This is a genomic window from Streptococcus pseudopneumoniae, from assembly GCF_038148935.1.
Classification (GTDB): domain Bacteria; phylum Bacillota; class Bacilli; order Lactobacillales; family Streptococcaceae; genus Streptococcus; species Streptococcus pseudopneumoniae_U.
The window spans coordinates 1-20,869 of record NZ_JBBJZX010000031.1 but is presented as its reverse complement, the minus strand read 5'-3'; the positions used below and the strand labels follow the sequence as shown (position 1 = coordinate 20,869).

The following is a 20,869-nucleotide window of genomic DNA, read 5'->3' as shown; positions in this document are numbered from 1 at the left end:
AAAAGGAAGTCTTTCCTTTTTCTTTTGCAGGAGAAAGGCTAGTTTTAGATATCATTTGCCAAATTACTCTGATATGAAACTTTAAGAAAAAGCTAATTATTGTAGTAATTTCTTTAAGAAAATGATATAATTCATTAAAAAGTATTCGGAGGAGGAAGAATTATGTTAAATCAGGATCTCTTTGATTCGCTCAAGGCACAAAAAATTGTAGATACTTTGATGAAAGGTCAAAAAGATTATGTCGATGAACGTCTAGAAAAAAGAGAGACAATGATAGTGTCGAATGGTTATGCATGGACGCGACCTAATCATATTGATACTGCATTTGCGTCAGCAGATTTGTTTGAGTATAAATTACAATTAGCAGGACAGACTTGGGGATATTTAGAATTTGAAACAAATACAGAAAAATATGGGAAAGTATTGTTAATTATAAAGGGTAAGAAGCGACTTACGAACCAATTTCCTTTGGTACAAAAAAATAAGAGTGGCTACTTATTTGAATATGCTCAGATTAATACACTTTATCTTAATCAACATTCTTCCTATAAAAATGATGAAGATAGTCATTCTTTTCCAATTCAGATGGAGTTAGTTTCTGATGAAATGATTCAAGAAATTGAACAAGCTACTAAAAATTCGAATATCGAAAAATTTATGATTTTAACTTATGAGGCGGACTCAGCAAACAATATTATATCTGTAGATGTTGTTATGCCTGATGCACGAACTGGTCAGTTACACTTGATTCAAGATTTATCTGAGTATATTCAATCAAGTTCGTACCATTTCGAAGAAGCTAAATACCAAGATATTCCTAATTTTTCAGAATTATCGGAAACAGAAGATTTTGAAATTATTCCAAGAATAGAAAAACAAGAAGGTCAAAAGTAGTAAGGAGTATGTAAATGTTTAATGGTCGGGTATTGAAAGAATTACGGCTGTTAAATGGTTTAAGTAGAGCAGAATTGGCTCAGAGAATTAATTTAACGGAACAAGCCATTTGGCAGTTTGAGTCTAACGAAACTAAACCTAAATTATCAACCAAAATGCATTTGGCCAACCAATTTCATGTTGATTTAACTTATTTTGAACAAGAAGAAGAAAGTATTCGATTTGATTCTTCTGTAATTGCCTTTAGAAATGCAGACCTAGCAACACGGAAAACAATAGATATTCAAACTATGTATTTACATAAGGTAGATAGTTTGATTGATTATTTTGAAAGTTTTGTAATTATACCTAATATTACAATTCATGACCTAAGTAATGTAGTGAGTGAATCTTATCATAAGGGAGAATCCATTGAGGAATTGGCTCTTTATGCCAGGGAAAAATTAGGTATTTCAAAAGATAATCATGATTTGCTTTATAAATTAGAACGTTCAGGCATCTATATCGTGGAACGATTAATTAATGGGCAAGCTGATGCTTATAGCGCATGGTCAAAATTGGGAAGACCTTATATTGTGTTGGGGACGAATAAATCATCTGTACGTCGAAATTTTGACTTAGCTCATGAACTAGGACATATTCTTTTACACAAATATAAAGATATGAATGAAGATGGCGATCGTTTGGAGCAAGAAGCAAATTATTTTGCATCATGTTTTTTATTGCCAAAAGAAGAGTTTTTGGTCAAATTTGAAGAGAGGGTTGGCAAGCGTGTCAGCAATCCTGATAGTTATATTTTATTGAAGTCGGATTTGAATGTTTCGATACAGGCTTTAGAGTATCGAGCTTTTAAGTTAGGATTATTGACTCCAAAGCAACATTCTTACTTTTATCGTCAAATTGCGCAAAAAGGTTACAAAATGATTGAACCTCTGGATGATCAAATTTTTGTTAAAAAACCAAGCAAAGTAAAGAGTATTCTGGACGTCGTTTTGAGTAATCATCTAGTCAGTCTAGCGACTATAATGTCTAAACAAAGTATTCGTTTACAGTTTATAAGCGAAATATTTTCAGTCGAAATGAAATTTTTTGATCAGTATAAAGAAGATAAAAGAACAGATCGATTTGATAACATCATTCCTTTGTACAAAAGAAATAATTTATAATTCAACTGTGAAATAATTTCATGAAGGACATATGGCAGAAATTGGACTTTATCAAACAAGCAGTAGCTTACCAAAAATAATCACACAAGCAGCGAGTAAGAGGAAAGGCACGAAAGGAAGTCTTTCCTTTTTCTTTTGCAGGAGAAAGGCTAGAATCCCTGTCGCTGAAGCAAACTGAATCAAGATGAGCAATTCAGTCACACTAAAGACGAGAGCACAAGAAGCTAGAAAGAGAAAATCCCCTGCGCCCATGCGGATATCGATAAAATGAGCCAAAATTCCAAGAGCAAGGAAGAAGACCATGACCAGATTCCAGCCAGAGCAGGCCATGAGGATTAGGTGGAAAGTTATCCAGACCAGTAAGGGATATTCCTGATGGCGAAAGTCGTAGATACCCAAAGTCAAACCAGCAGTGATTAGAATGACTTGCTCCAAGGAAAGTAATCCCAAAGACCAAAACAGAAAGATAAGTCCTAATCCTAGTTCAAAGAGGGCATACCAGACTGGATAAGGAGTCTTGCAGTAACGACAGTGAAAGCGATTGAAGGCCTGCGAGAGAATCGGAATCAAATCTAAGGGACGCAAGCGAGTCTGACAGGAATCGCAGTGACTAGCAGGTCGGATAATGGAATGTTCTGGGAAACGGTCAATAACCAAACCAAGAAAGGAAGCGAGAATGCTCCCGACAAGAAAAAAATAAAAATCAATCATACTTATCTATTCGTAAAAAATGGGAGAAGTAGTATAATGGAGAAACATAGATAAGATGGTGAGGCAAAGATGATAATTCGTTTTGAAGAAAAGGTGAGTACAGAAAACGCTCAGCTCGTATGTCAATGGTCCAACTCTCTTGGCAAATCCTTTCAAGAACAATGGATGGGCACAATGATTCCTTTTCCCTTGACAATTCAAGTTTTGCAAGATTTGGAAGGAATCTTTTCAATCTTTGAAGGACAAGAGTTTGTGGGGCTTATCCAGAAAATCAGGCTAGAAGACAAGAATCTTCATATTGGAAGATTTTTTATCAATCCCCAGAAACAGGGGCAAGGCTTAGGTAGCCAGGCTTTAAGGAAATTTGTTAGTTTGGTCTTTGACAGTGGAGACATAGATAGTATTTCCCTAAATGTCTTCGAGGCAAATCAAGCAGCCAAGCACCTCTATCAAAAAGAAGGATTTGAAATCGTTCAAATGATTGAAGCACCTGAACGAAAATACATCATGAAAAAGAGGAGATAGAAAGCAAAAAAAGTCTTTTCCTGTTTTATGTAGATGTTTACATATGAAAATTGAAGTATTTTCAAAAGCTAATTGGAGTGATTTTATTCATGATGGGAAAAAGGGTCTGGACAAAAATGATTGAGAAATAGTTGCTAAAAAAGCGTTTGCATGATACTATATATTGAAAGGAGGTGATAAGATGGTAGAACAAAGAAAATCAATTACCATGAAAGATGTTGCTTTAGAAGCAGGAGTTAGTGTTGGAACAGTTTCACGTGTGATTAATAAAGAAAAAGGCATTAAAGAAGTAACCTTAAGGAAAGTTCAAAGGGCTATAAAAACATTGGACTATATCCCTGATAATTATGCTCGAGGTATGAAAAAGAATAGAACAGAAACTATCGCTTTGATTATTCCGAGCATATGGCATCCGTTTTTCTCGGAGTTTGCCTATCATGTTGAGAAAGAGTTATTAAAATATAATTATAAATTATTTATTTGTAACGCTGATAGCGATTCACAAAATGAAATCGAATATATCGAAATGTTGAAACAAAATAAAGTGGATGGAATTATTGGTATTACATATTCTGATATTGACAAATATATTTTATCTGATTTACCGTTTGTAAGTATAGATAGACATTTTTCGGAAAATGTATGCTATGTTACTTCAGCAAATTACAAAGGAGGACAAACTGCAGCAGAGGAACTGGTTAGAAGGGATAATAAGCACCTTGCTTTTATTGGTTCAATTAATATGTATGAGAATGAGACTATACTCAGAAGTAAAGGATTCAGAGAAAAAGCTAAGGAATTAGGAGTAGATGTCTATAATTTTGTAATGAAAGAACCTTTAATAAATCCTGAAGATCAGATAAGAGTTTTTTTGCAATCTCATAAAGAAATTGATGGTATATTTACAATAAATGATATGATGGCTCTGAGAGTTATTAGTGTTATGAAAGAACTGGGGAAAATAGCACCTGATGATTACCAGATAATTGGGTTTGATGGTTTAAAAACTTCTGTCGATCAATCTTATCTAGTGTCTACAATAGTTCAAGATATTGGTATGATGGCAAAAGAATCTGTTGCAATGATACTGAAAATGATTAAGCGGGAAGAGATTCTAGAAAAACGAATCGTAATTCCCACATATTTTTGGGGAGATAAAACAACAAAAAAAATTTAAAAAGCGCTTGACAATTAATGAAAGCGCTGTCATAATATAATCATCAAATGAAACGTTTCAAAAACAGGCTAGAAGCTTGTTTAAAAAATAAATAAAAAATGAAACGTTTCAAAAAGGAGGAAAATAATGCGTAAAGGTACAATGTTATCTGTTGTTGCGGGGCTATCGTTAGCTATACTTGCAGGTTGTAGTGGAGGAACTAACTCAAAACAAGCTAGTTCTTCAAATGATATTAAAGTCTGGGTACAATTCTCTGACGAAACCAATGAAGGAAAAGCTTGGCAAAAAGTTGTTGACAACTTTAATCAATCAGGAAAAAGTAAGTACAAAGTTGTAACTGAGTATATTCCTCGTAGTGGTAGTGGTGGAGGATATGAAGACAAGGTTAATGCTGCTATCACGACTAATAGTCTTCCAGATGTTATTACCCTTGATGGACCAAATACGGCAGCTTATGCAAAATCTAAAGTGATTACTCCGCTAGATGATTATCTAAAAGATAATAATATGGATGATGTTTTGGACAGTATTAAACAACAAGGAACTTATGATGGCAAATTCTATGCATTTGGATTTTCTGAATCGAATGTTGGTGTTTATTACAACAAAAAAATGTTCAAAGAGGCCGGAATTGCGGAATCAGAGCTTCCAACGCTAGAAAAGCCATGGACATGGGACGAATTTAATACGATTGCTAAAAAATTGAAAGATCATTATAACAAACCGGCAATTGATTTTCGTATTAATTCAAACGATGAAATGTTGCCATATGCTTATATGCCGTTGATTTGGTCAAATAATGGTTCTGTCGTAAACGAAGATGGAACAAAGGCAGAAGGATACTTCAACTCCAAAGAGAGTGTAGAAGCAGTTCAATTCATTCAAAATCTTGTAAAAGAAGGTTATACAACTGTTAGTCCAGTCGAAAAAGGTTTTGAAACAGGAGAGTATCCAATGCTTTTGAGTGGTTCTTGGACGATTGCTGACATGAATACAAACTACAAAGATATTGATTTTGGTATCCTTCCTTACCCAGTATCTAGTAAGACGAAAAAATTAGTATCCCCTTCAGGTAGTTGGCAATTAGCTGTTACGACAAAATCTGATAAAAAAGAAGCAGCATCTGAATTTGTTAAATTTGCTACAAATACAGAATCAAGTGAAATTATTAGCTTGGGGAATTCGGTCCTTCCAATTCGTAAATCTACAATTGAAAATATCAAAGATAAAGTATCCGAACCAATGCGTTTCTTGATGGAACAAAATTCAAAAACAGCTCATGCTCGCCCAGTTGTCGTAGCATATCCTCAGGTTTCTCGAGCTTTTCAACAAGCAATGCAAGATATTAGCTATTATGAAGAAAATCCAAATGTGCAAAAAGTCTTGGATACTCGTACAAAAGAAATGCAAACTGCTATTGATCAGTCACTCAAATAATCTGTAAAAAGGAAGGAGGAAGGAAAACGTTTGGAACTACCTTCCCCTTTCTTGTTAGTAGATTAGTTTGATATATATATGACTAAAGGAGATGAATATGAGTAAAGAAACTATTGTGGATACAAAAAGACGTGAAAAAATAAAAGATAACATACTAGGTTATAGTTTTTTAGCTCCAGCTTTAATTTTATTAGGTATCTTTTTGGTAATTCCAGTTGGAATGGTCATTTATTACGCTTTTACAGATTATTATTTGTTGACACCAGATGAAAGAAAATTTGTTGGATTTGAGAATTTTATTCGATTAATAAAGGATCCGATTTTCTTAAAGAGCTTCTTGAATACTTTGAAATTTGTGGTTTGGATTATTCCAGTTCAATTGGGAGCAGCCTTAGGAATGGCTTTGATTGTTAATAAAAAGCGCAAAGGGAATATGTTTTTTAAAGTGGCTTTTTTTGCTCCAGTTGTCATGTCCTTGGTAGTTATTTCTATTCTTTGGCTTTATCTTTTAAATCCAAATAGTGGCTTATTAAATGCTATTTTAAATAAGGTAGGTATTGCTTCTCAACCTTTCTTGACTAGTCCTAAACAAGCTATGTATGCAATTGTTTTTGTTTCTGCTTGGCAGGGTGCAGGTTATCAGATGCTTTTATTTTTAGGAGGAATGCAGAATATTCCACAAGATGTCTATGAAGCTGCTGAATTAGATGGATTCTCAAAATGGGCTCAGTTTCGTTATATCACGATGCCCCTACTAAAACCAACAGCCCTGTTTGTATTGTTAACAACTTTAATTTCTGCTTTTAAGCTAATTGTACAACCAATGGTTATGACGCAAGGTGGGCCATTAAACTCAACAATTACTATGGTGTACTATATTTATCAACAAGGTTTTACTGATCGTCTTGTAGGATATTCTAGCTCAATCGCTTTAGTATTTACAACGTTAATTGGTATGATTAGCTTAGTGCAACGTCGCGTTCTGAAGGAGGATGACTAAGATGAAACGATTTAAACCAACAACAATCTTAGAATATATTCTGTTAACGCTATTGGCAGGACTCTTCCTTTTTCCTATGGTTTGGATGGTAGTTTCAGCCATGAAGCCAGAAGCGGATGTTTATAAAAATTTGACTAGTTGGCAAGCCTTCTTACCAAGTTTAAATCCCGCTGATTGGTTTAAACCTTATCAGGAAGTATTTGAGCGCTTTAGTATTTTTACATATCTAGGGAACAGCATTTTTTATGCTGGAACGTTTGCTATTGGTTCTATTATTGTCAATGCACTGGCCGGTTTCGCTTTTGCAAAAGTCAATTTTTCAGGTAAGAAAATTTTATTTGGTTTCTTACTTGCTTTACTTATTATTCCAGTAGAAACTGTGTTAATTCCACAATTTACCATTATCAATTCCTTAGGTTTGGTCAATAATCGTCTTGCAGTTATTATTCCAGGATTGGCGAGTGTATTTAATATTTACTTATTTAGGAATTTCTTTATTGCAATTCCAGAAGAGATTCTTGAGTCTGCAAAGATGGACGGAGCAAGTATCGTTAGAATTTTCTTTAGAATTATGCTTCCAATGTCTAAACCTGCAGTTGCTACAGTTGGCGTTTTATCATTTATTTCAAGCTGGAATGATTATATTTGGCCATTGATGGTTTTGACAGATTCTTCTAAATTTTCAATGCAGGTTGCAATTACAACTATTAATACAACTCAACCAGTTTATATCAATCAGGTAATGGCTGTATTAACTATTTCAACGATTCCGTTGATTTTGGTCTATGTAGTCGCTCAGAAATATATTGTTCAAGGTCTGGGTGGTTCCGGAACTGGAATAAAATAGGATGTACTTATGATAAATAAAACATTTACAGTAGAAAAAGCCAATCGTTTTATAGCAGAAAATAAACGTCTCGTAAATACTCAATATAAGCCTGAAGAACATTTTTCAGCTGAGATTGGTTGGATCAATGATCCAAATGGATTTGTCTATTTTCGTGGAGAATACCATCTCTTTTATCAATTCTATCCTTATGATAGTGTTTGGGGACCTATGCACTGGGGTCATGCTAAAAGTAAGGACTTGGTGACTTGGGAGCACTTGCCAGTGGCACTTGCTCCTGACCAAGATTATGACCGCAATGGATGTTTCTCAGGTTCTGCCATTGTCAAGGATGATCGCCTCTGGCTCATGTACACTGGACATATCGAAGAAGAAACAGGTGTTCGTCAAGTGCAAAATATGGCATTTTCAGACGATGGGATTCACTTTGAAAAGATTGAACAAAATCCAGTTGCAACTGGAGCAGACTTGCCAGATGAGTTGATTGCTGCTGATTTCCGTGATCCAAAACTCTTTGAAAAAGATGGACGCTATTACTCCGTAGTAGCTGCCAAACACAAGGATAATGTGGGCTGTATCGTTCTACTAGGATCCGATAACCTAGTAGAATGGCGGTTCGAATCCATCTTTTTAAAAGGGGTAGAACACCAAGGCTTTATGTGGGAATGCCCAGATTACTTTGAGTTAGATGGGAAGGATTGCCTTATTATGTCACCCATGCGTTATCAGCGTGAGGGAGACTCATATCATAACATCAACTCATCGGTTTTGTTTACGGGTAAGGTAGATTGGGGAGAAAAACGTTTTATCCCAGAATCAGTTCAAGAAATTGATCATGGGCAAGACTTCTATGCGCCTCAAACATTGTTGGACGATCAAAATCGTCGTATCCTGATTGCTTGGATGCAGACATGGGGGCGTACCCTTCCAACCCATGACCAAGAACACAAGTGGGCATGTGCCATGACTTTACCTAGAATTCTAAGGTTGGAAGATGGCAAACTAAGACAATTCCCTGTTAAAAAAGGCCAATATCAAATCCAAATAGATAAAGATTGTCATTACCACTTAGGAAATGATACAGATTATCTTGAATTTGGTTATGACAGTAATGCGCAGCAAGTTTACATTGATCGTAGCCATCTTGTTCAAAAAATTCTAGGTGAAGAAGAACAGGACACTAGTCGACGGTATGTAGATATTGAAGCTAAAGAATTGGATGTTATTTTAGATAAAAATTCCATCGAGATTTTTGTCAATCAAGGCGAAGCAAGCTTGACTGCAACTTATTACTTAACAGTGCCAGCTAAGCTATCACGAATCGATTAAAAATTAAGTTATTTCTCCTAAAGAAAAAGTTCTCTTTCTAGCAAAATGGAAAGAGAACTTTTTGTGTTTTGGGTATATAAGCTTAGTTTATAGTATTTGTAAAATTGGTGTTGGATTATGATTTAAGCTAGTTTTCTAAAGAATTTGAAAAAAATTTTATTTAAGCAAAAAAACCTTGGTTCCAAGGCTTTTCCTGTTGTATTTAGATGCCCCCTACAGGGATCGAACCTGTGACCCACGGATTAAGAGTCCGCTGCTCTGCCAGCTGAGCTAAGGAGGCAAATAAAAAAGCTGTATTGGTGCCGAAACTTCACGGTTTGTATTGAACCCGCGCAATTAAGCAGGTGGGCAACTCGCTCTAACTGAAGCTGTTTCCGTGTGAGACGGCCTACATGCTGTTAGAAGACTTTTGTTTCCCTAATAATACAAAAAATAGTCGGTCAACACTTAAGTGTGAAGTCGTACACCACAGCGTTTCTATGTTTATATGATACCACTTTTTCAAAAAAAATCAAGAGGAAAGTGCAATTTTTTGAAAAGGATTTCAGATTTTTCGCAAATGGTCGATAGCTTCCTTTCTTTGAGCCAAAGCCCGTTCATATTTACCAGTATCTTCTGCTTGGAAATAGTGATGATTACGAATTTTTTCTGGCAGATAGTCTTGCTTGACCCAATTTCCAGGATAGTTGTGTGGATAGAGATAGTCTTGGGCATTCCCCAGTTCCTTGCTTCCACTGTAGTGCCCATCACGCAGGTGTCGTGGAATGGGCAAATGACCTGATGTTTTGAGGTCAGCAAGTGCCTTATCCATAGCTACATAGGCTGAGTTGGATTTTGGAGAAAGTGACAAATCAATGACGACATTGGCAATGAGAATGCGGGCTTCTGGGAAACCAATCTTTTGAGCGGCATCCAGAGCAGTCACGGTGTGAATCTGGGCTTCAGGATTGGCTAAGCCGATATCTTCATAGGCGATAACAGTCAAGCGACGAGCGAGACTGGGCAAATCACCAGCCTCAATCAAGCGGGCAGCATAGTGGAGACTGGCATCCACATCTGAGCCACGGATAGACTTTTGCAGGGCTGAGAGAACATCATAGTGACCATCTCCATCCTTATCCATAGTGATGTAGCTCCGCTGCAGGCTATTTTCCATGATGTCTAGGGTGATATGGCGAATGCCCTTGTCATTTTCAGGGGTAGAGAGAACTGCCAAATCTAGTGAGTTAAAGGCAGAGCGCAGGTCTCCGTTTGTAGAGGTTGCGATGAAATCCAGCGCATCCTCATCTAGTTCTACTGGAAAATCAAAACCACGCTCAGGGTTACTTAGAGCTATCTGAAGAGCCTCTTTGACGTCTTGGTTAGACAGAGGTTCCAACTCAAAAATTTGAACACGGCTACGAATGGCTGGAGTGACAGAAAAGAAAGGATTTTCAGTCGTAGCCCCAATCATGATGACCAGTCCACTTTCCAAGAGAGGCAAGAGGAAGTCTTGCTTGGTTTTATCTAGTCTATGAATCTCGTCTAGTAATAGGACGAGACCACCAGAGAATTTCGCCTCTTCCGCAATTTCTTGCAGTCGCTTTTTACTATCAACTGTCGCATTGAAAGTTCGAAAGGCATACTTGGTCGTTCCAGCGATGGCAGAGGCAATACTGGTTTTGCCGATTCCCGGAGGGCCATATAGAATCATGGAGGACAGGCGGTTGGCTTCCACCATGCGGCGGATGATTTTTCCAGGTCCGACCAGATGCTCCTGACCGATTACCTGGTCGATGGTTTTAGGGCGCATGCGAAGCGCGAGATTGTCTGGCATAGCAGTCCTTTCTAACGTGGATTTTCTGATGTATATGTGGTAAGATGGTAGTATCTATTTTAGCATATTTCCGAGCAATCGGGGCGATTTAAGAGTCGCATAGATAGAAAGAGGACAAAATGGCAACATATGGATTTTTAGATGTTTTAGAGGAAGAGTTGGAGAAGAACTTTCCCTTTGACTTTGAGATTAGTTGGGACAAACGCAACCACGCAGTTGAAGTGAGTTTTCTATTGGAAGCGCAAAATGCTGCAGGTGTGGAGATGGTAGATGAAGACGGAGAGGTTTCGTCAGATGACATTCTCTTTGAAGAAGCAGTTCTTTTCTACAATCCTGCCAAATCAACCGTCAATGAGGAAGACTATTTGACGGTCATCCCTTACTTGCCTAAAAAAGGCTTTTCTCGCGAATTTCTAGCTTATTTTGCTCTATTCCTCAAAGACACTGCAGAGGTTGGACTAGATGCCCTTATGGACTTTTTGGAAGACCCAGAGGCAGAAGAATTTGTCATGGAATGGAACCAAGAAGTCTTTGAAGAAGGAAAAGTCGGCTTGGAAGAGGGAGAGTTTTATCCTTATCCGAGATACTAGGAGTTGGATGGAGATTTTATGAAGAAAATTGGGATTTATTTGGTTTATGTGCTAGCTATTGTCTGTATTATGCTGGCTTTTGCTTGTGGAACAATCGCATTTGCAGAGTTGGGGTATTCCGCAGTTTTAGTCTTTACTTTTGGTTATGCCTTCGCTCTTCTAAGTATATATTTAATCTTTATTCTTCATGAGCTGGGACATGCTTTTTGTGGTTACTTGACAGGCTATCGGCTGGTGGCTTTTGGATTAGGACATTTTATTTTGACCAAAAAGTCAGGCAGGTTTCATCTTAGTAGAACAGCCATTCTGAAAAATGTTGGTGCTCAATACATTGGTTTAAAAGAGGATGAAAGCGATCAAAGAATCATCTTGATGCTTTCAGGAGGCTTGATGGTTCATCTCAGCTTGATATTATTGGCGATATTGTTTGTATTTTTGACAAGAAGCTGGTATTTTGCAGGGACTTGGATTTTTCTTAATTTGTCTTTCTTCCTAAATAACATTTTGCCAGTCGGCATCACCGATGGCGCAAAAATTTGGGAATTGCTACAACACCCTGAAAATACGAAATATGCCTACCTGATGTTGAGGCATTCTGCCCAGACCTTGCTAGCTCCTCAAGAATATGATTTAAAAGACTTTGTCATGTCTGTTGATGAGGAGGTGAGAGGGAGTTTTGCAGAAAGTGTTCAGACTCTTCAGGGGTTGGTATTCATATTGGATGATAATATAGAGCTTGCAAAGCAAGAGTTTCAGTCTGTGCTAGAGAAAACAGATAATCCAATGTCTAAAACTATTTCTCAATTATACCTTCTTCAAATTGTTCTGATAGAAGGAGATAATAAGAAAGCGGAAGAATATGCAAGTATTCGAGGGGTTAAATCCTTTTTATCTCTAAAAACAGCAGATATGCAGATCATTCAAGCTTGGTATCAATTTAAGGTAAGGAAAGATGTAGTTCAAACTCACAAGGCTATGAAGATTGCTAGACAGAAAATGAATAGCAGCCGGATGTTACGGGATGAGAAAAGCTATTATCAAAATTGGTTAGCCGAGCTGGAAAAGGAATTAACCGAAGGAGTCTAATATGGAAATAGAGATTTTTGATTTCACAGGCTGTAAGATTGCTTTGTTTTGTGGGGATAGGCTCTTGACTATCTTACGCGATGATAAGGCAAGCATTCCCTGGCCCAATATGTGGGAACTTCCAGGCGGTGGACGCGAAGGTGATGAAAGTCCTTTTGAGTGCGTGGCGCGTGAAGTTTATGAAGAACTTGGTGTTTATCTGACTGAGGATTGTCTGCTTTGGAGCAAGGTTTACCCAAGTATGCTCTATGATGGTCGGCACTCTGTCTTTATGGTTGGTCAGCTAAGTCAAGAACAGTTTGACAATATCACCTTTGGAGATGAAGGACAAGCCTATAAACTGATGAACATTGAGGAATTTTTGACATCCAGTCAAGTTGTCCCTCAGTTGCAGGAGAGATTGAGGGATTATTTGGAGGAAGAGTATGATTAGACTTGAACGAGCAGGGGCAGAGGATTTAGAAACCGTAATTGCAATTCAAAGAGCTAGTTTTAAGGCTGTTTATGATAAATACCAAGATGAATACGATCCTTATCTGGAGGACAGTGAACGAATTAAGTGGAAACTAGTCGAGCGTCCCAATAGCTATTACTACTTTGTGAAAGAAAAGGACGAAAAAATCGGATTTTTACGAGTTCAGACCAATGAAGAGTTGACGGAGGCTTGGTTGGGAACGGCAGCGATTTTGCCCCAGTATCAAGGAAAAGGTTATGGCTCTGAGGGATTGCGCTTGCTAGGAGAGGAATTTCCAACCGTTAGACAGTGGAATTTGTGTACGGTATTACAGGATGAAGGTATGGTTGCTTTCTATGAGAAGAACGGCTACCATCAAACTCATATCGAGCCTGAAAAAGAAGGTATGGATATGGTTTACATGAAAAAATTGATTGACAAATAGAAAGGATGGTTCGGTTACATTTCTAAACTGAACCCGCCCTAAACACTGTGCCAAAAAGATAAACTTCTCTTAGACACAAGCGTCTTCAGAGAATTTCCTATTTTGGATTTGTGTTTTACGGGCTTGGTATCTTAATGATGGAAACATGGCAAGAGTTAAAAGTTACAGTGAAGCGTGAGGGGGAGGAATTGGTTTCCAATCTCTTGATTGAACTAGGTGCCCAAGGGGTAGCAATCGAAGACAGCATGGACTATGTGGGAAATGTGGATCGTTTTGGTGAGATTTTCCCAGAGGTAGAGCAGCAAGAAGAAATCGTTGTGACAGCCTACTACCCTGACACGGTGGATGTAGCAGTGGTTGAGTCGGACTTGCAGGCTCGCCTAGCAGAATTGACAGATTTTATGGATTTGGGTGAGGTCAAGATGGGGACGACTGCATTGGCTGAGGAAGACTGGGCAGACAACTGGAAGAAGTACTATGAACCAGCTCGAATTACTCATGACTTGACTATCGTGCCGTCTTGGACAGACTATGAGGCTACTGCTGGAGAAAAGATTATCAAGCTGGATCCTGGTATGGCCTTTGGAACAGGGACCCATCCGACGACCAAGATGAGCCTTTTTGCCTTGGAACAGGTTCTTCGTGGTGGGGAAACAGTGCTGGATGTGGGGACTGGTTCAGGGGTTCTCTCTATTGCCAGCTCGCTGCTTGGTGCCAAGGAAATCTTTGCATATGACCTAGATGATGTGGCAGTTCGAGTCGCTCAGGAAAATATTGAGCTAAACCCTGGTATGGAAAACATCCATGTAGCAGCAGGAGACTTGCTTAAGGGAGTTGAGATTGAGGCAGATGTGATTGTGGCTAATATCTTGGCGGATATCCTCGTTCATCTGACGGATGATGCTTATCGTTTGGTTAAGGATGAAGGCTACCTGATCATGAGTGGGATTATCAAGGACAAGTGGGATATGGTGCGCGAGTCAGCAGAGTCAGCTGGATTTTTCCTTGAAACCCACATGGTTCAAGGGGAATGGAATGCCTGTGTCTTTAAGAAAACCAAGGATATCTCCGGTGTGATTGGAGGCTAGCATGCAGCAGTATTTTGTCAAAGGCAGTGCTATCTCTCCTGTCACCATCGAGGACAAGGAAACCAGCAAGCATATGTTTCAGGTTATGCGCTTGAAAGAAGATGATGAGGTTACTTTGGTCTTTGATGATGGCATTAAACGTTTGGCGCGCGTGCTGGATGTGGAAGCTCGTCAGTTTGAATTGGTCCAAGAATTGGCTGACAATGTGGAACTGCCAGTCCAAGTGACCATTGCATCTGGATTTCCCAAGGGGGACAAGCTGGAGTTTATCGCTCAAAAAGTGACGGAACTGGGTGCCAGCCAGATTTGGGCCTTCCCTGCTGATTGGTCCGTTGCTAAGTGGGATGGCAAGAAATTGGGCAAAAAAGTTGAAAAACTAGAAAAAATTGCCCTTGGAGCAGCAGAGCAAAGCAAGCGTAATATCGTTCCAAGTATCAAGCTTTTCGAGAAAAAATCAGACTTTCTAGCTCAACTTGACCAATTTAACCGAATCGTAGTGGCATATGAAGAGTCAGCTAAAGAAGGAGAAGCCGCTGCGCTCTTACAAGCGGTCTCTGGTCTTGAAAAAGGAGCCAAATTGCTCTTTATCTTTGGTCCAGAAGGTGGCCTGTCACCTGCAGAAATTGAGAGTTTCGAAGCTAAGGGAGCAGTATTGGCAGGGCTTGGCCCTCGCATTTTGCGAGCAGAAACAGCACCGCTTTACTCCTTATCAGCCCTTAGTGTTTTATTAGAATTAGAGAAATAAGAGGAAGAAAATGGAACAAAAACACCGTTCAGAATTTCCAGAGAAGGAACTTTGGGATTTAACAGCCCTATACCAAGATCGTGAGGATTTCTTACGTGCAATCGAGAAGGCTCGTGAAGACATCAACCAATTTAGTCGTAACTACAAGGGCAATCTTCATACTTTTGAGGATTTTGAAAAGGCCTTTGCGGAATTGGAACAAATCTACATTCAGATGAGCCATATTGGCAACTATGGCTTTATGCCGCAGACGACAGACTTTAGCAATGACGAATTTGCTAATATCGCCCAAGCTGGGATGGAATTCGAAACAGATGCCAGTGTAGCTCTTACCTTCTTTGACGATGCCTTGGTGGAAGCTGATGAGGAAGTCTTAGACCGTTTGGGTAAATTGCCACATTTAACAGCTGCCATTCGTCAGGCAAAAATCAAAAAAGCCCACTATCTAGGGGCTGATGTGGAGAAGGCCTTGACCAATCTCGGTGAAATTTTCTACAGTCCGCAGGATATTTACACTAAGATGCGAGCTGGGGATTTTGAAATGGCTGACTTTGAAGCTTATGGCAAGACCTACAAAAACAGTTTTGTCACCTATGAGAATTTCTACCAAAATCACGAGGATGCTGAGGTTCGTGAGAAATCTTTCCGTTCCTTCTCAGAAGGACTTCGTAAGCACCAAAATACGGCTGCGGCTGCCTATCTAGCCCAAGTCAAGTCTGAAAAACTACTGGCAGATATGAAGGGTTACGACTCAGTCTTTGATTATCTTCTGGCTGAGCAAGAAGTAGACCGTGCTATGTTTGACCGCCAGATTGACCTTATCATGAAGGACTTTGCGCCCGTTGCTCAGAGATACCTCAAGCATGTTGCTAAGGTCAATGGTCTTGAAAAGATGACCTTTGCAGACTGGAAATTGGACTTGGATAGCGCCCTTAATCCTCAAGTGACTATTGACGATGCCTATGATTTGGTCATGAAGTCGGTAGAACCTTTGGGGCAAGAATATTGTCAGGAAGTTGCTCGCTATCAAGAAGAGCGCTGGGTGGACTTTGCTGCCAATAGTGGCAAGGATTCTGGTGGCTATGCAGCGGACCCATATCGCGTTCATCCATATGTCCTCATGAGCTGGACAGGCCGTTTGAGCGATGTCTATACCTTGATTCATGAAATCGGGCATTCTGGTCAATTCATCTTTTCAGACAATCATCAAAGTTACTTCAATGCCCATATGTCGACCTACTATGTTGAAGCACCGTCAACTTTCAATGAATTGCTCCTCAGTGACTACTTGGAGCACCAATCTGATGACCCGCGTCAAAAACGCTTCGCTCTGGCTCACCGCTTGACAGACACCTACTTCCATAACTTTATTACCCACCTCTTGGAAGCAGCCTTCCAGCGTAAGGTGTATACATTGATTGAAGAAGGAAAAACTTTCGGAGCAAGCAAACTCAACAGCATTATGAAGGAAGTTTTGACCGATTTCTGGGGAGATGCCATTGAAATTGACGATGATGCAGCTTTGACTTGGATGCGCCAAGCTCACTACTACATGGGCTTGTATAGTTACACTTACTCAGCAGGACTAGTTATCTCGACTGCGGGTTACCTTCATCTGAAACATTCAGAAACTGGAGCTGAAGATTGGCTCAATCTCCTCAAATCAGGTGGTAGCAAGACACCGCTTGAGTCAGCTATGATTATCGGTGCTGATATTTCAACAGACAAACCACTTCGTGATACAATTCAATTCTTGTCTGACACAGTTGATCAGATCATCGCCTACAGTACCCAGTTGGGAGAGTAAATTAAAAGAGTCTGGGACAAAAGTCTAACCTTAAATATAAAAAGCGAACAAAACGAGTTATCTGACACTCAGAATTCTGTCTTGTTCGCTTTTTTTCTAATCTATCGATTTTAAAAATTTATAATAAAGAATTCCTAAAATCAAAATTTTTTGTCCTGGCCTCTTAAATTATCCCCAAAAGCTATCTTCTTCAGCTTGATCTGAAGAGAAGAGCCAACCTTCTTTGATTTTTCCGTCTTCAATGCGGAAGAGGTCAATCCCGTTCATATTGAGTTCAGTACCATCAGCACGTGTTCCAAGAAAAGTAACATTGGCTGCGATTAAATCCTCATTGTCAGAAACCCAATTTGTTACCACCTTAAAAGTTCCATTAGTTTTCTCAGCAAATGTAGCCAAGTGAGGTCCTAGCTTGTCCTTACCAACAACTGTACCAGATACACTATGAGTACCAGGTTGATGCCAGATAATATCATCTGCCATCGTTTCAAAGACACCAGGAAAGTCACCAGCAATTAAAGCTTGGTTATAAGCGTTGAAAATTTCTAAGTTTGTTGACATATCTATTCTCCATTTCTTTTTTATGATATAATTGTAACAGTTACAAACAAAAAAACAAGTAGACACTTTTTTGATAGCTAGTATCAAAAGTAGTACTATTATTGATATTAAAAGATAAATTTTTTTAAAAAAATAGAAAGAAGATATTTTATGACAAATAAAGTGAGTGAGTATGGTATTTGTCCATTTGCGACAACGCAGAGGGTTTTAACGGGGAAATGGGCACTGGTAATCATTTATCAGTTGAGTACGGGTACCAAACGATTTAAAGAATTGCAGAGATTATTGCCTGGGATTACTCAAACTATTTTGACCCGTCATCTCCGTCAATTAGAAAAGGATAAGATTGTTCAACGAAAGGTCTATGCCGAAGTTCCACCACGAGTTGAGTACAGCTTAACCGAAATGGGGCAGGAATTCAGAGTTGTCTTAGATGCTGTAGAGAAATGGGGTCTAGATTATATCAAGTTGCTAGAAATGTAGAGGTACTGACCATGTATCAAGAGTTACTAAGAAAAATAACAGAAGAAAAACCAAGTTATCATCCGGAAGAAATCCAGTGGCTACTTGATCGTTTGGGAGATCCTTCTCCAGAAATTCGTGATGAGCTTGTTTTTACAAGCTTTGCTAGGGGGATTCAGGAAGAGCTATTTACACAGGAACAATTTCATTTCATTGCTGAGGAAATTTTATCTGATGGAGGACTAGATAAAGAGATTGATAAGATAGGCCTGTCAACCCTTGAACGTTCTTTTAGGGCGCTTATTTATGCAAATCTCTTGTCTGCTGATGCCAACCAGCAATCGATTTTTTATCAGGAATTAAATGCAGGAATTCGTAATGTCCTTTTAAATCAAGGTTTGTACTATCTTTCAAAAGAAAAGGACACGACTGGTTTTTCAAGTCAGTATGGTTGGGTGCATGCTTTTGCGCATGGAGCCGATTTACTGACAGAGGTGGTTTTTCATCCAGACTTTCCTAAAGCCCGAGTTCATGAAGTATTTGAGATACTTGGTCAATTATTTAAAAGAATTCCCATTCGTTTTACAGATGATGAGGATTGGCGTTTAGCCAGAGTACTTTATGAACCGATTTTACAAGGGAAATTAGCGCAAGAGCAAGTAGCTTCTTGGATAAAAGCTGTTGACTTTCCTATAGAAGAAAGGGAGGATTTTTATAAATTTTCCAACTTCAGATCCTGTCTGTTGGAAGTCTATGTCCAACTTGACCAGAGAAATAGTTTACAAGATGACTTGAAAGAAGCTATCCAGTCTTTTCAATACTAGGGATAAGCTAATATTATTTATTGAAAGGGTTTCTATTGTATCTTCCTAACTAATAATGAAAACTAATAAAAGAGGTTGAATCATTTTCCAACCTCTTTTCCTGTATCTTAATGGAATTGCATACCACCATCAACGATAATGGTTTGTCCTGTAATGTAGTTTGAATCTGGTCCTGCAAGGAAGCTGACAGCAGCAGCGACATCTTTTGGTTCAGATAGACGTTTTAGGGTAATATCTTTTGCAAATGTCTGCATACCCCATTCGTCATCTTTTCCTGCATTTTTACCAACTTCATGAGCGATGTCGTACATCATTGGTGTTTTCACAATACCTGGTGCGTAGGCGTTAACAGTGATGCCTGAGTCTGCTAAATCACGTGCTAATGTTTGCGTAATTCCGCGAACAGCAAATTTGGTTCCACCATAAACAGTTAGATTTGGATTACCGACTACACCAGCTTGAGAGGTTGCGTTGATAATTTTACCTCCGTGGCCAAGTGCTTTAAATTGCGCTTGTGCAGCTTGTGAACCCCAAATGACACCACCAACGTTGATACCGAAAGTGCGTGTAAATTGTTCCTCAGTAATTGTATCAAGAGGAGTGGTTGGAGCAACACCAGCGTTATTTACGACAACATTCAAATCACCAAAATGGTCAACAACTTTTTGAAATGCTTGGGCAACTTCGGCTTGTTTCGAAACATCGGCCACGACAGCGAAGGCATTTTCAGCTGATAATTCAGCAACAGCCTTTTCAGCTGTTTCGGGATTGTAGTCTAAGACTCCTACCTTAAAGCCATCTTGAACCAATCGTTTTGCGATTGCAAAACCGATTCCTTGACCTGCACCTGTGACAATAGCAACTTTAGACATATGATTCCTCCTTGGTATCCACGATACCATTCAAACGTTCATAAAAGAACAGCAAAGTTATAAAAATTAGTTCAAATTAGGGAATAAATAACTTATTAGAACTATATTGATAGTATATACCTTTAGAAAAAATGTTTCAAATAAACACTACCGTTTTTATAGAATTTTACCCTGAAAATTTCCAAACAATTTTCTTGAAACCCTTTCCCTCTTTTGATAGACTAGTATCTAGTTTTTGAAAAAAGGAGAAAGAAAATGAAAAAATTTGTCGCTGAGTTAATCGGTACGTTCATGCTTGTGTTCATCGGAACAGGAGCTGTTGTTTTTGGAAATGGTCTTGATGGCCTTGGACACCTTGGAATTGCTTTTGCCTTTGGTCTGGCAATCGTAGTCGCTGCTTACTCAATCGGAACTGTTTCAGGTGCTCACTTGAACCCAGCTGTTTCAATTGCTATGTTTGTAAACAAACGCTTGTCATCTTCAGAACTTGTAAACTACATCCTTGGGCAAGTTGTTGGAGATTTCATCGCTTCTGGCGCTGTCTTCTTCCTCTTGGCGAACTCAGGTATGTCAACTGCTAGCCTTGGTGAAAATGCCTTGGCAAACGGGGTTACTGTCTTTGCTGGTTTCTTGTTTGAAGTCATCGCAACCTTCTTGTTTGTCTTGGTTATCATGACCGTGACTTCAGAAAGTAAAGGAAATGGCGCGATTGCTGGTTTGGTAATCGGTTTGTCCTTGATGGCTATGATTCTTGTTGGATTGAACATTACTGGACTTTCAGTAAACCCAGCTCGTAGCTTGGCACCAGCTGTTTTGGTAGGTGGCGCAGCCCTTCAACAAGTTTGGATTTTCATCCTTGCGCCAATCGTTGGTGGGGTTCTTGCAGCCCTCGTTGCTAAAAACTTCCTTGGAACAGAAGAATAATTGACACTCAAAAAGCCTTGCTCCTCATCTCGAGGAACAGGGCTTTTTCGTATGATACTCTTCGAAAATCTCTTCAAACCATGTCAGCTTCTATCTGCAACCTCAAAACAGT

Annotated in this window: 22 protein-coding genes and 1 tRNA gene; 18 read left to right on the top strand and 5 right to left on the bottom strand. The window is 38.9% G+C overall.

The features are described from left to right. Positions 1-162: 162 nt before the first annotated feature. Together WKI42_RS04940 and WKI42_RS04935 are read left to right on the top strand one after the other, a co-directional pair. On the top strand, positions 163-894 hold the full coding sequence (locus tag WKI42_RS04940) for a spr1630 family ClpXP-sensitive toxin (protein WP_368081325.1): 732 nt from the start codon (positions 163-165) through the stop codon (positions 892-894). Positions 895-908: 14 nt separating this feature from the next. After that, positions 909-2,060 carry a spr1629 family repressor/antitoxin gene (locus tag WKI42_RS04935; RefSeq protein ID WP_000481755.1) on the top strand — a complete coding sequence of 384 codons (1,152 nt, stop codon included), beginning with the start codon at positions 909-911 and terminating at the stop codon, positions 2,058-2,060. Positions 2,061-2,111: 51 nt separating this feature from the next. On the opposite strand, the gene WKI42_RS04930 is transcribed toward WKI42_RS04935, so the two are convergent. Next, positions 2,112-2,771, bottom strand: coding sequence for a prepilin peptidase (locus WKI42_RS04930; protein ID WP_173270108.1), 660 nt, complete (start codon positions 2,769-2,771; stop codon positions 2,112-2,114). A 69-nt stretch (positions 2,772-2,840) separates the two neighbouring features. Here WKI42_RS04930 and WKI42_RS04925 point away from each other — a divergent pair, with 69 nt between their 5' ends. The 6 genes from WKI42_RS04925 to WKI42_RS04900 all read left to right on the top strand — a co-directional run bounded on the left by WKI42_RS04925 (position 2,841) and on the right by WKI42_RS04900 (position 9,086). After that, complete coding sequence (locus WKI42_RS04925) at positions 2,841-3,296, top strand: GNAT family N-acetyltransferase (protein WP_173270106.1); 456 nt, start codon at positions 2,841-2,843, stop codon at positions 3,294-3,296. 181 nt (positions 3,297-3,477) lie between these two features. Continuing rightward, positions 3,478-4,473, top strand: coding sequence for a LacI family DNA-binding transcriptional regulator (locus tag WKI42_RS04920; protein ID WP_368081324.1), 996 nt, complete (start codon positions 3,478-3,480; stop codon positions 4,471-4,473). 126 nt (positions 4,474-4,599) lie between these two features. Then, complete coding sequence (locus tag WKI42_RS04915; protein ID WP_060628702.1) at positions 4,600-5,910, top strand: ABC transporter substrate-binding protein; 1,311 nt, start codon at positions 4,600-4,602, stop codon at positions 5,908-5,910. Positions 5,911-6,007: 97 nt separating this feature from the next. Beyond that, positions 6,008-6,910: a carbohydrate ABC transporter permease gene (locus tag WKI42_RS04910; RefSeq protein ID WP_173306942.1), complete on the top strand. Its 903-nt coding sequence runs from the start codon at positions 6,008-6,010 to the stop codon at positions 6,908-6,910. Position 6,911: 1 nt separating this feature from the next. After that, positions 6,912-7,757 (top strand): carbohydrate ABC transporter permease, encoded by an 846-nt coding sequence (locus WKI42_RS04905; protein WP_000819520.1) that lies wholly within the window; start codon positions 6,912-6,914, stop codon positions 7,755-7,757. Positions 7,758-7,766: 9 nt separating this feature from the next. Next, the gene (locus WKI42_RS04900; RefSeq protein ID WP_173213093.1) at positions 7,767-9,086 is read left to right on the top strand and encodes a glycoside hydrolase family 32 protein; all 1,320 of its coding nucleotides are present in this window, start codon (positions 7,767-7,769) and stop codon (positions 9,084-9,086) included. A 207-nt stretch (positions 9,087-9,293) separates the two neighbouring features. Here the strand turns inward: WKI42_RS04900 and WKI42_RS04895 are convergent. Together WKI42_RS04895 and WKI42_RS04890 are read right to left on the bottom strand one after the other, a co-directional pair. After that, positions 9,294-9,366, bottom strand: a tRNA-Lys gene (locus WKI42_RS04895). A gap of 264 nt (positions 9,367-9,630) precedes the next feature. Then, on the bottom strand, positions 9,631-10,902 hold the full coding sequence (locus tag WKI42_RS04890; protein WP_173213092.1) for a replication-associated recombination protein A: 1,272 nt from the start codon (positions 10,900-10,902) through the stop codon (positions 9,631-9,633). A 119-nt stretch (positions 10,903-11,021) separates the two neighbouring features. Here WKI42_RS04890 and WKI42_RS04885 point away from each other — a divergent pair, with 119 nt between their 5' ends. The 7 genes from WKI42_RS04885 (at position 11,022) to pepF (ending at position 17,117) form a co-directional block, all read left to right on the top strand. After that, positions 11,022-11,492, top strand: a complete 471-nt coding sequence (locus WKI42_RS04885; RefSeq protein ID WP_000257122.1) for a DUF3013 family protein — start codon at positions 11,022-11,024, stop codon at positions 11,490-11,492. Between the two features lie 18 nt (positions 11,493-11,510). Continuing rightward, positions 11,511-12,578 (top strand): M50 family metallopeptidase, encoded by a 1,068-nt coding sequence (locus WKI42_RS04880; protein WP_173213091.1) that lies wholly within the window; start codon positions 11,511-11,513, stop codon positions 12,576-12,578. A gap of 1 nt (position 12,579) precedes the next feature. Then, complete coding sequence (locus WKI42_RS04875; RefSeq protein WP_173213090.1) at positions 12,580-13,011, top strand: NUDIX hydrolase; 432 nt, start codon at positions 12,580-12,582, stop codon at positions 13,009-13,011. After that, entirely contained in the window at positions 13,004-13,477 is a 474-nt protein-coding gene (locus tag WKI42_RS04870; RefSeq protein WP_173213089.1) for a GNAT family N-acetyltransferase, read from the top strand. The genes WKI42_RS04875 and WKI42_RS04870 overlap by 8 nt, the downstream gene beginning before the upstream one ends. A gap of 137 nt (positions 13,478-13,614) precedes the next feature. After that, the gene (gene prmA, locus WKI42_RS04865) at positions 13,615-14,565 is read left to right on the top strand and encodes a 50S ribosomal protein L11 methyltransferase (protein WP_315972281.1); all 951 of its coding nucleotides are present in this window, start codon (positions 13,615-13,617) and stop codon (positions 14,563-14,565) included. Position 14,566: 1 nt separating this feature from the next. Further along, entirely contained in the window at positions 14,567-15,310 is a 744-nt protein-coding gene (locus WKI42_RS04860) for a 16S rRNA (uracil(1498)-N(3))-methyltransferase (protein WP_368081323.1), read from the top strand. A gap of 10 nt (positions 15,311-15,320) precedes the next feature. Next, positions 15,321-17,117: an oligoendopeptidase F gene (gene pepF, locus WKI42_RS04855; protein WP_368081322.1), complete on the top strand. Its 1,797-nt coding sequence runs from the start codon at positions 15,321-15,323 to the stop codon at positions 17,115-17,117. 168 nt (positions 17,118-17,285) lie between these two features. On the opposite strand, the gene WKI42_RS04850 is transcribed toward pepF, so the two are convergent. After that, positions 17,286-17,675, bottom strand: coding sequence for a nuclear transport factor 2 family protein (locus WKI42_RS04850; protein ID WP_368081321.1), 390 nt, complete (start codon positions 17,673-17,675; stop codon positions 17,286-17,288). A gap of 150 nt (positions 17,676-17,825) precedes the next feature. Between WKI42_RS04850 and WKI42_RS04845 the strand changes: the two genes are divergently transcribed. Together WKI42_RS04845 and WKI42_RS04840 are read left to right on the top strand one after the other, a co-directional pair. Beyond that, entirely contained in the window at positions 17,826-18,158 is a 333-nt protein-coding gene (locus WKI42_RS04845; RefSeq protein WP_000182730.1) for a winged helix-turn-helix transcriptional regulator, read from the top strand. A gap of 11 nt (positions 18,159-18,169) precedes the next feature. Continuing rightward, a complete protein-coding gene (locus WKI42_RS04840) occupies positions 18,170-18,961 on the top strand; it encodes a DUF2785 domain-containing protein (protein ID WP_368081326.1) in 792 nt (263 codons plus the stop codon). Between the two features lie 107 nt (positions 18,962-19,068). Here the strand turns inward: WKI42_RS04840 and WKI42_RS04835 are convergent, their stop codons facing one another. After that, positions 19,069-19,833, bottom strand: a complete 765-nt coding sequence (locus WKI42_RS04835; protein ID WP_050241896.1) for a (S)-acetoin forming diacetyl reductase — start codon at positions 19,831-19,833, stop codon at positions 19,069-19,071. Between the two features lie 255 nt (positions 19,834-20,088). Here WKI42_RS04835 and WKI42_RS04830 point away from each other — a divergent pair, with 255 nt between their 5' ends. Beyond that, positions 20,089-20,757, top strand: a complete 669-nt coding sequence (locus tag WKI42_RS04830; RefSeq protein ID WP_368081320.1) for an MIP/aquaporin family protein — start codon at positions 20,089-20,091, stop codon at positions 20,755-20,757. Positions 20,758-20,869 lie beyond the last annotated feature (112 nt).

Bases quoted from the DNA above. Each gene is read 5' to 3' on its own strand.
- prmA (WP_315972281.1), top strand. From the start codon at position 13,615: ATGGAAACATGGCAAGAGTTAAAAGTTACAGTGAAGCGTGAGGGGGAG.
- WKI42_RS04905 (WP_000819520.1), top strand. From the start codon at position 6,912: ATGAAACGATTTAAACCAACAACAATCTTAGAATATATTCTGTTAACG.
- WKI42_RS04845 (WP_000182730.1), top strand. From the start codon at position 17,826: ATGACAAATAAAGTGAGTGAGTATGGTATTTGTCCATTTGCGACAACG.
- WKI42_RS04870 (WP_173213089.1), top strand. From the start codon at position 13,004: ATGATTAGACTTGAACGAGCAGGGGCAGAGGATTTAGAAACCGTAATT.
- WKI42_RS04935 (WP_000481755.1), top strand. From the start codon at position 909: ATGTTTAATGGTCGGGTATTGAAAGAATTACGGCTGTTAAATGGTTTA.
- WKI42_RS04840 (WP_368081326.1), top strand. From the start codon at position 18,170: ATGTATCAAGAGTTACTAAGAAAAATAACAGAAGAAAAACCAAGTTAT.
- WKI42_RS04900 (WP_173213093.1), top strand. From the start codon at position 7,767: ATGATAAATAAAACATTTACAGTAGAAAAAGCCAATCGTTTTATAGCA.
- WKI42_RS04920 (WP_368081324.1), top strand. From the start codon at position 3,478: ATGGTAGAACAAAGAAAATCAATTACCATGAAAGATGTTGCTTTAGAA.
- WKI42_RS04925 (WP_173270106.1), top strand. From the start codon at position 2,841: ATGATAATTCGTTTTGAAGAAAAGGTGAGTACAGAAAACGCTCAGCTC.
- WKI42_RS04880 (WP_173213091.1), top strand. From the start codon at position 11,511: ATGAAGAAAATTGGGATTTATTTGGTTTATGTGCTAGCTATTGTCTGT.
- WKI42_RS04875 (WP_173213090.1), top strand. From the start codon at position 12,580: ATGGAAATAGAGATTTTTGATTTCACAGGCTGTAAGATTGCTTTGTTT.
- WKI42_RS04885 (WP_000257122.1), top strand. From the start codon at position 11,022: ATGGCAACATATGGATTTTTAGATGTTTTAGAGGAAGAGTTGGAGAAG.
- WKI42_RS04930 (WP_173270108.1), bottom strand. From the start codon at position 2,771: ATGATTGATTTTTATTTTTTTCTTGTCGGGAGCATTCTCGCTTCCTTT.
- WKI42_RS04850 (WP_368081321.1), bottom strand. From the start codon at position 17,675: ATGTCAACAAACTTAGAAATTTTCAACGCTTATAACCAAGCTTTAATT.
- WKI42_RS04890 (WP_173213092.1), bottom strand. From the start codon at position 10,902: ATGCCAGACAATCTCGCGCTTCGCATGCGCCCTAAAACCATCGACCAG.
- WKI42_RS04860 (WP_368081323.1), top strand. From the start codon at position 14,567: ATGCAGCAGTATTTTGTCAAAGGCAGTGCTATCTCTCCTGTCACCATC.
- WKI42_RS04835 (WP_050241896.1), bottom strand. From the start codon at position 19,833: ATGTCTAAAGTTGCTATTGTCACAGGTGCAGGTCAAGGAATCGGTTTT.
- pepF (WP_368081322.1), top strand. From the start codon at position 15,321: ATGGAACAAAAACACCGTTCAGAATTTCCAGAGAAGGAACTTTGGGAT.
- WKI42_RS04910 (WP_173306942.1), top strand. From the start codon at position 6,008: ATGAGTAAAGAAACTATTGTGGATACAAAAAGACGTGAAAAAATAAAA.
- WKI42_RS04830 (WP_368081320.1), top strand. From the start codon at position 20,089: ATGAAAAAATTTGTCGCTGAGTTAATCGGTACGTTCATGCTTGTGTTC.
- WKI42_RS04940 (WP_368081325.1), top strand. From the start codon at position 163: ATGTTAAATCAGGATCTCTTTGATTCGCTCAAGGCACAAAAAATTGTA.
- WKI42_RS04915 (WP_060628702.1), top strand. From the start codon at position 4,600: ATGCGTAAAGGTACAATGTTATCTGTTGTTGCGGGGCTATCGTTAGCT.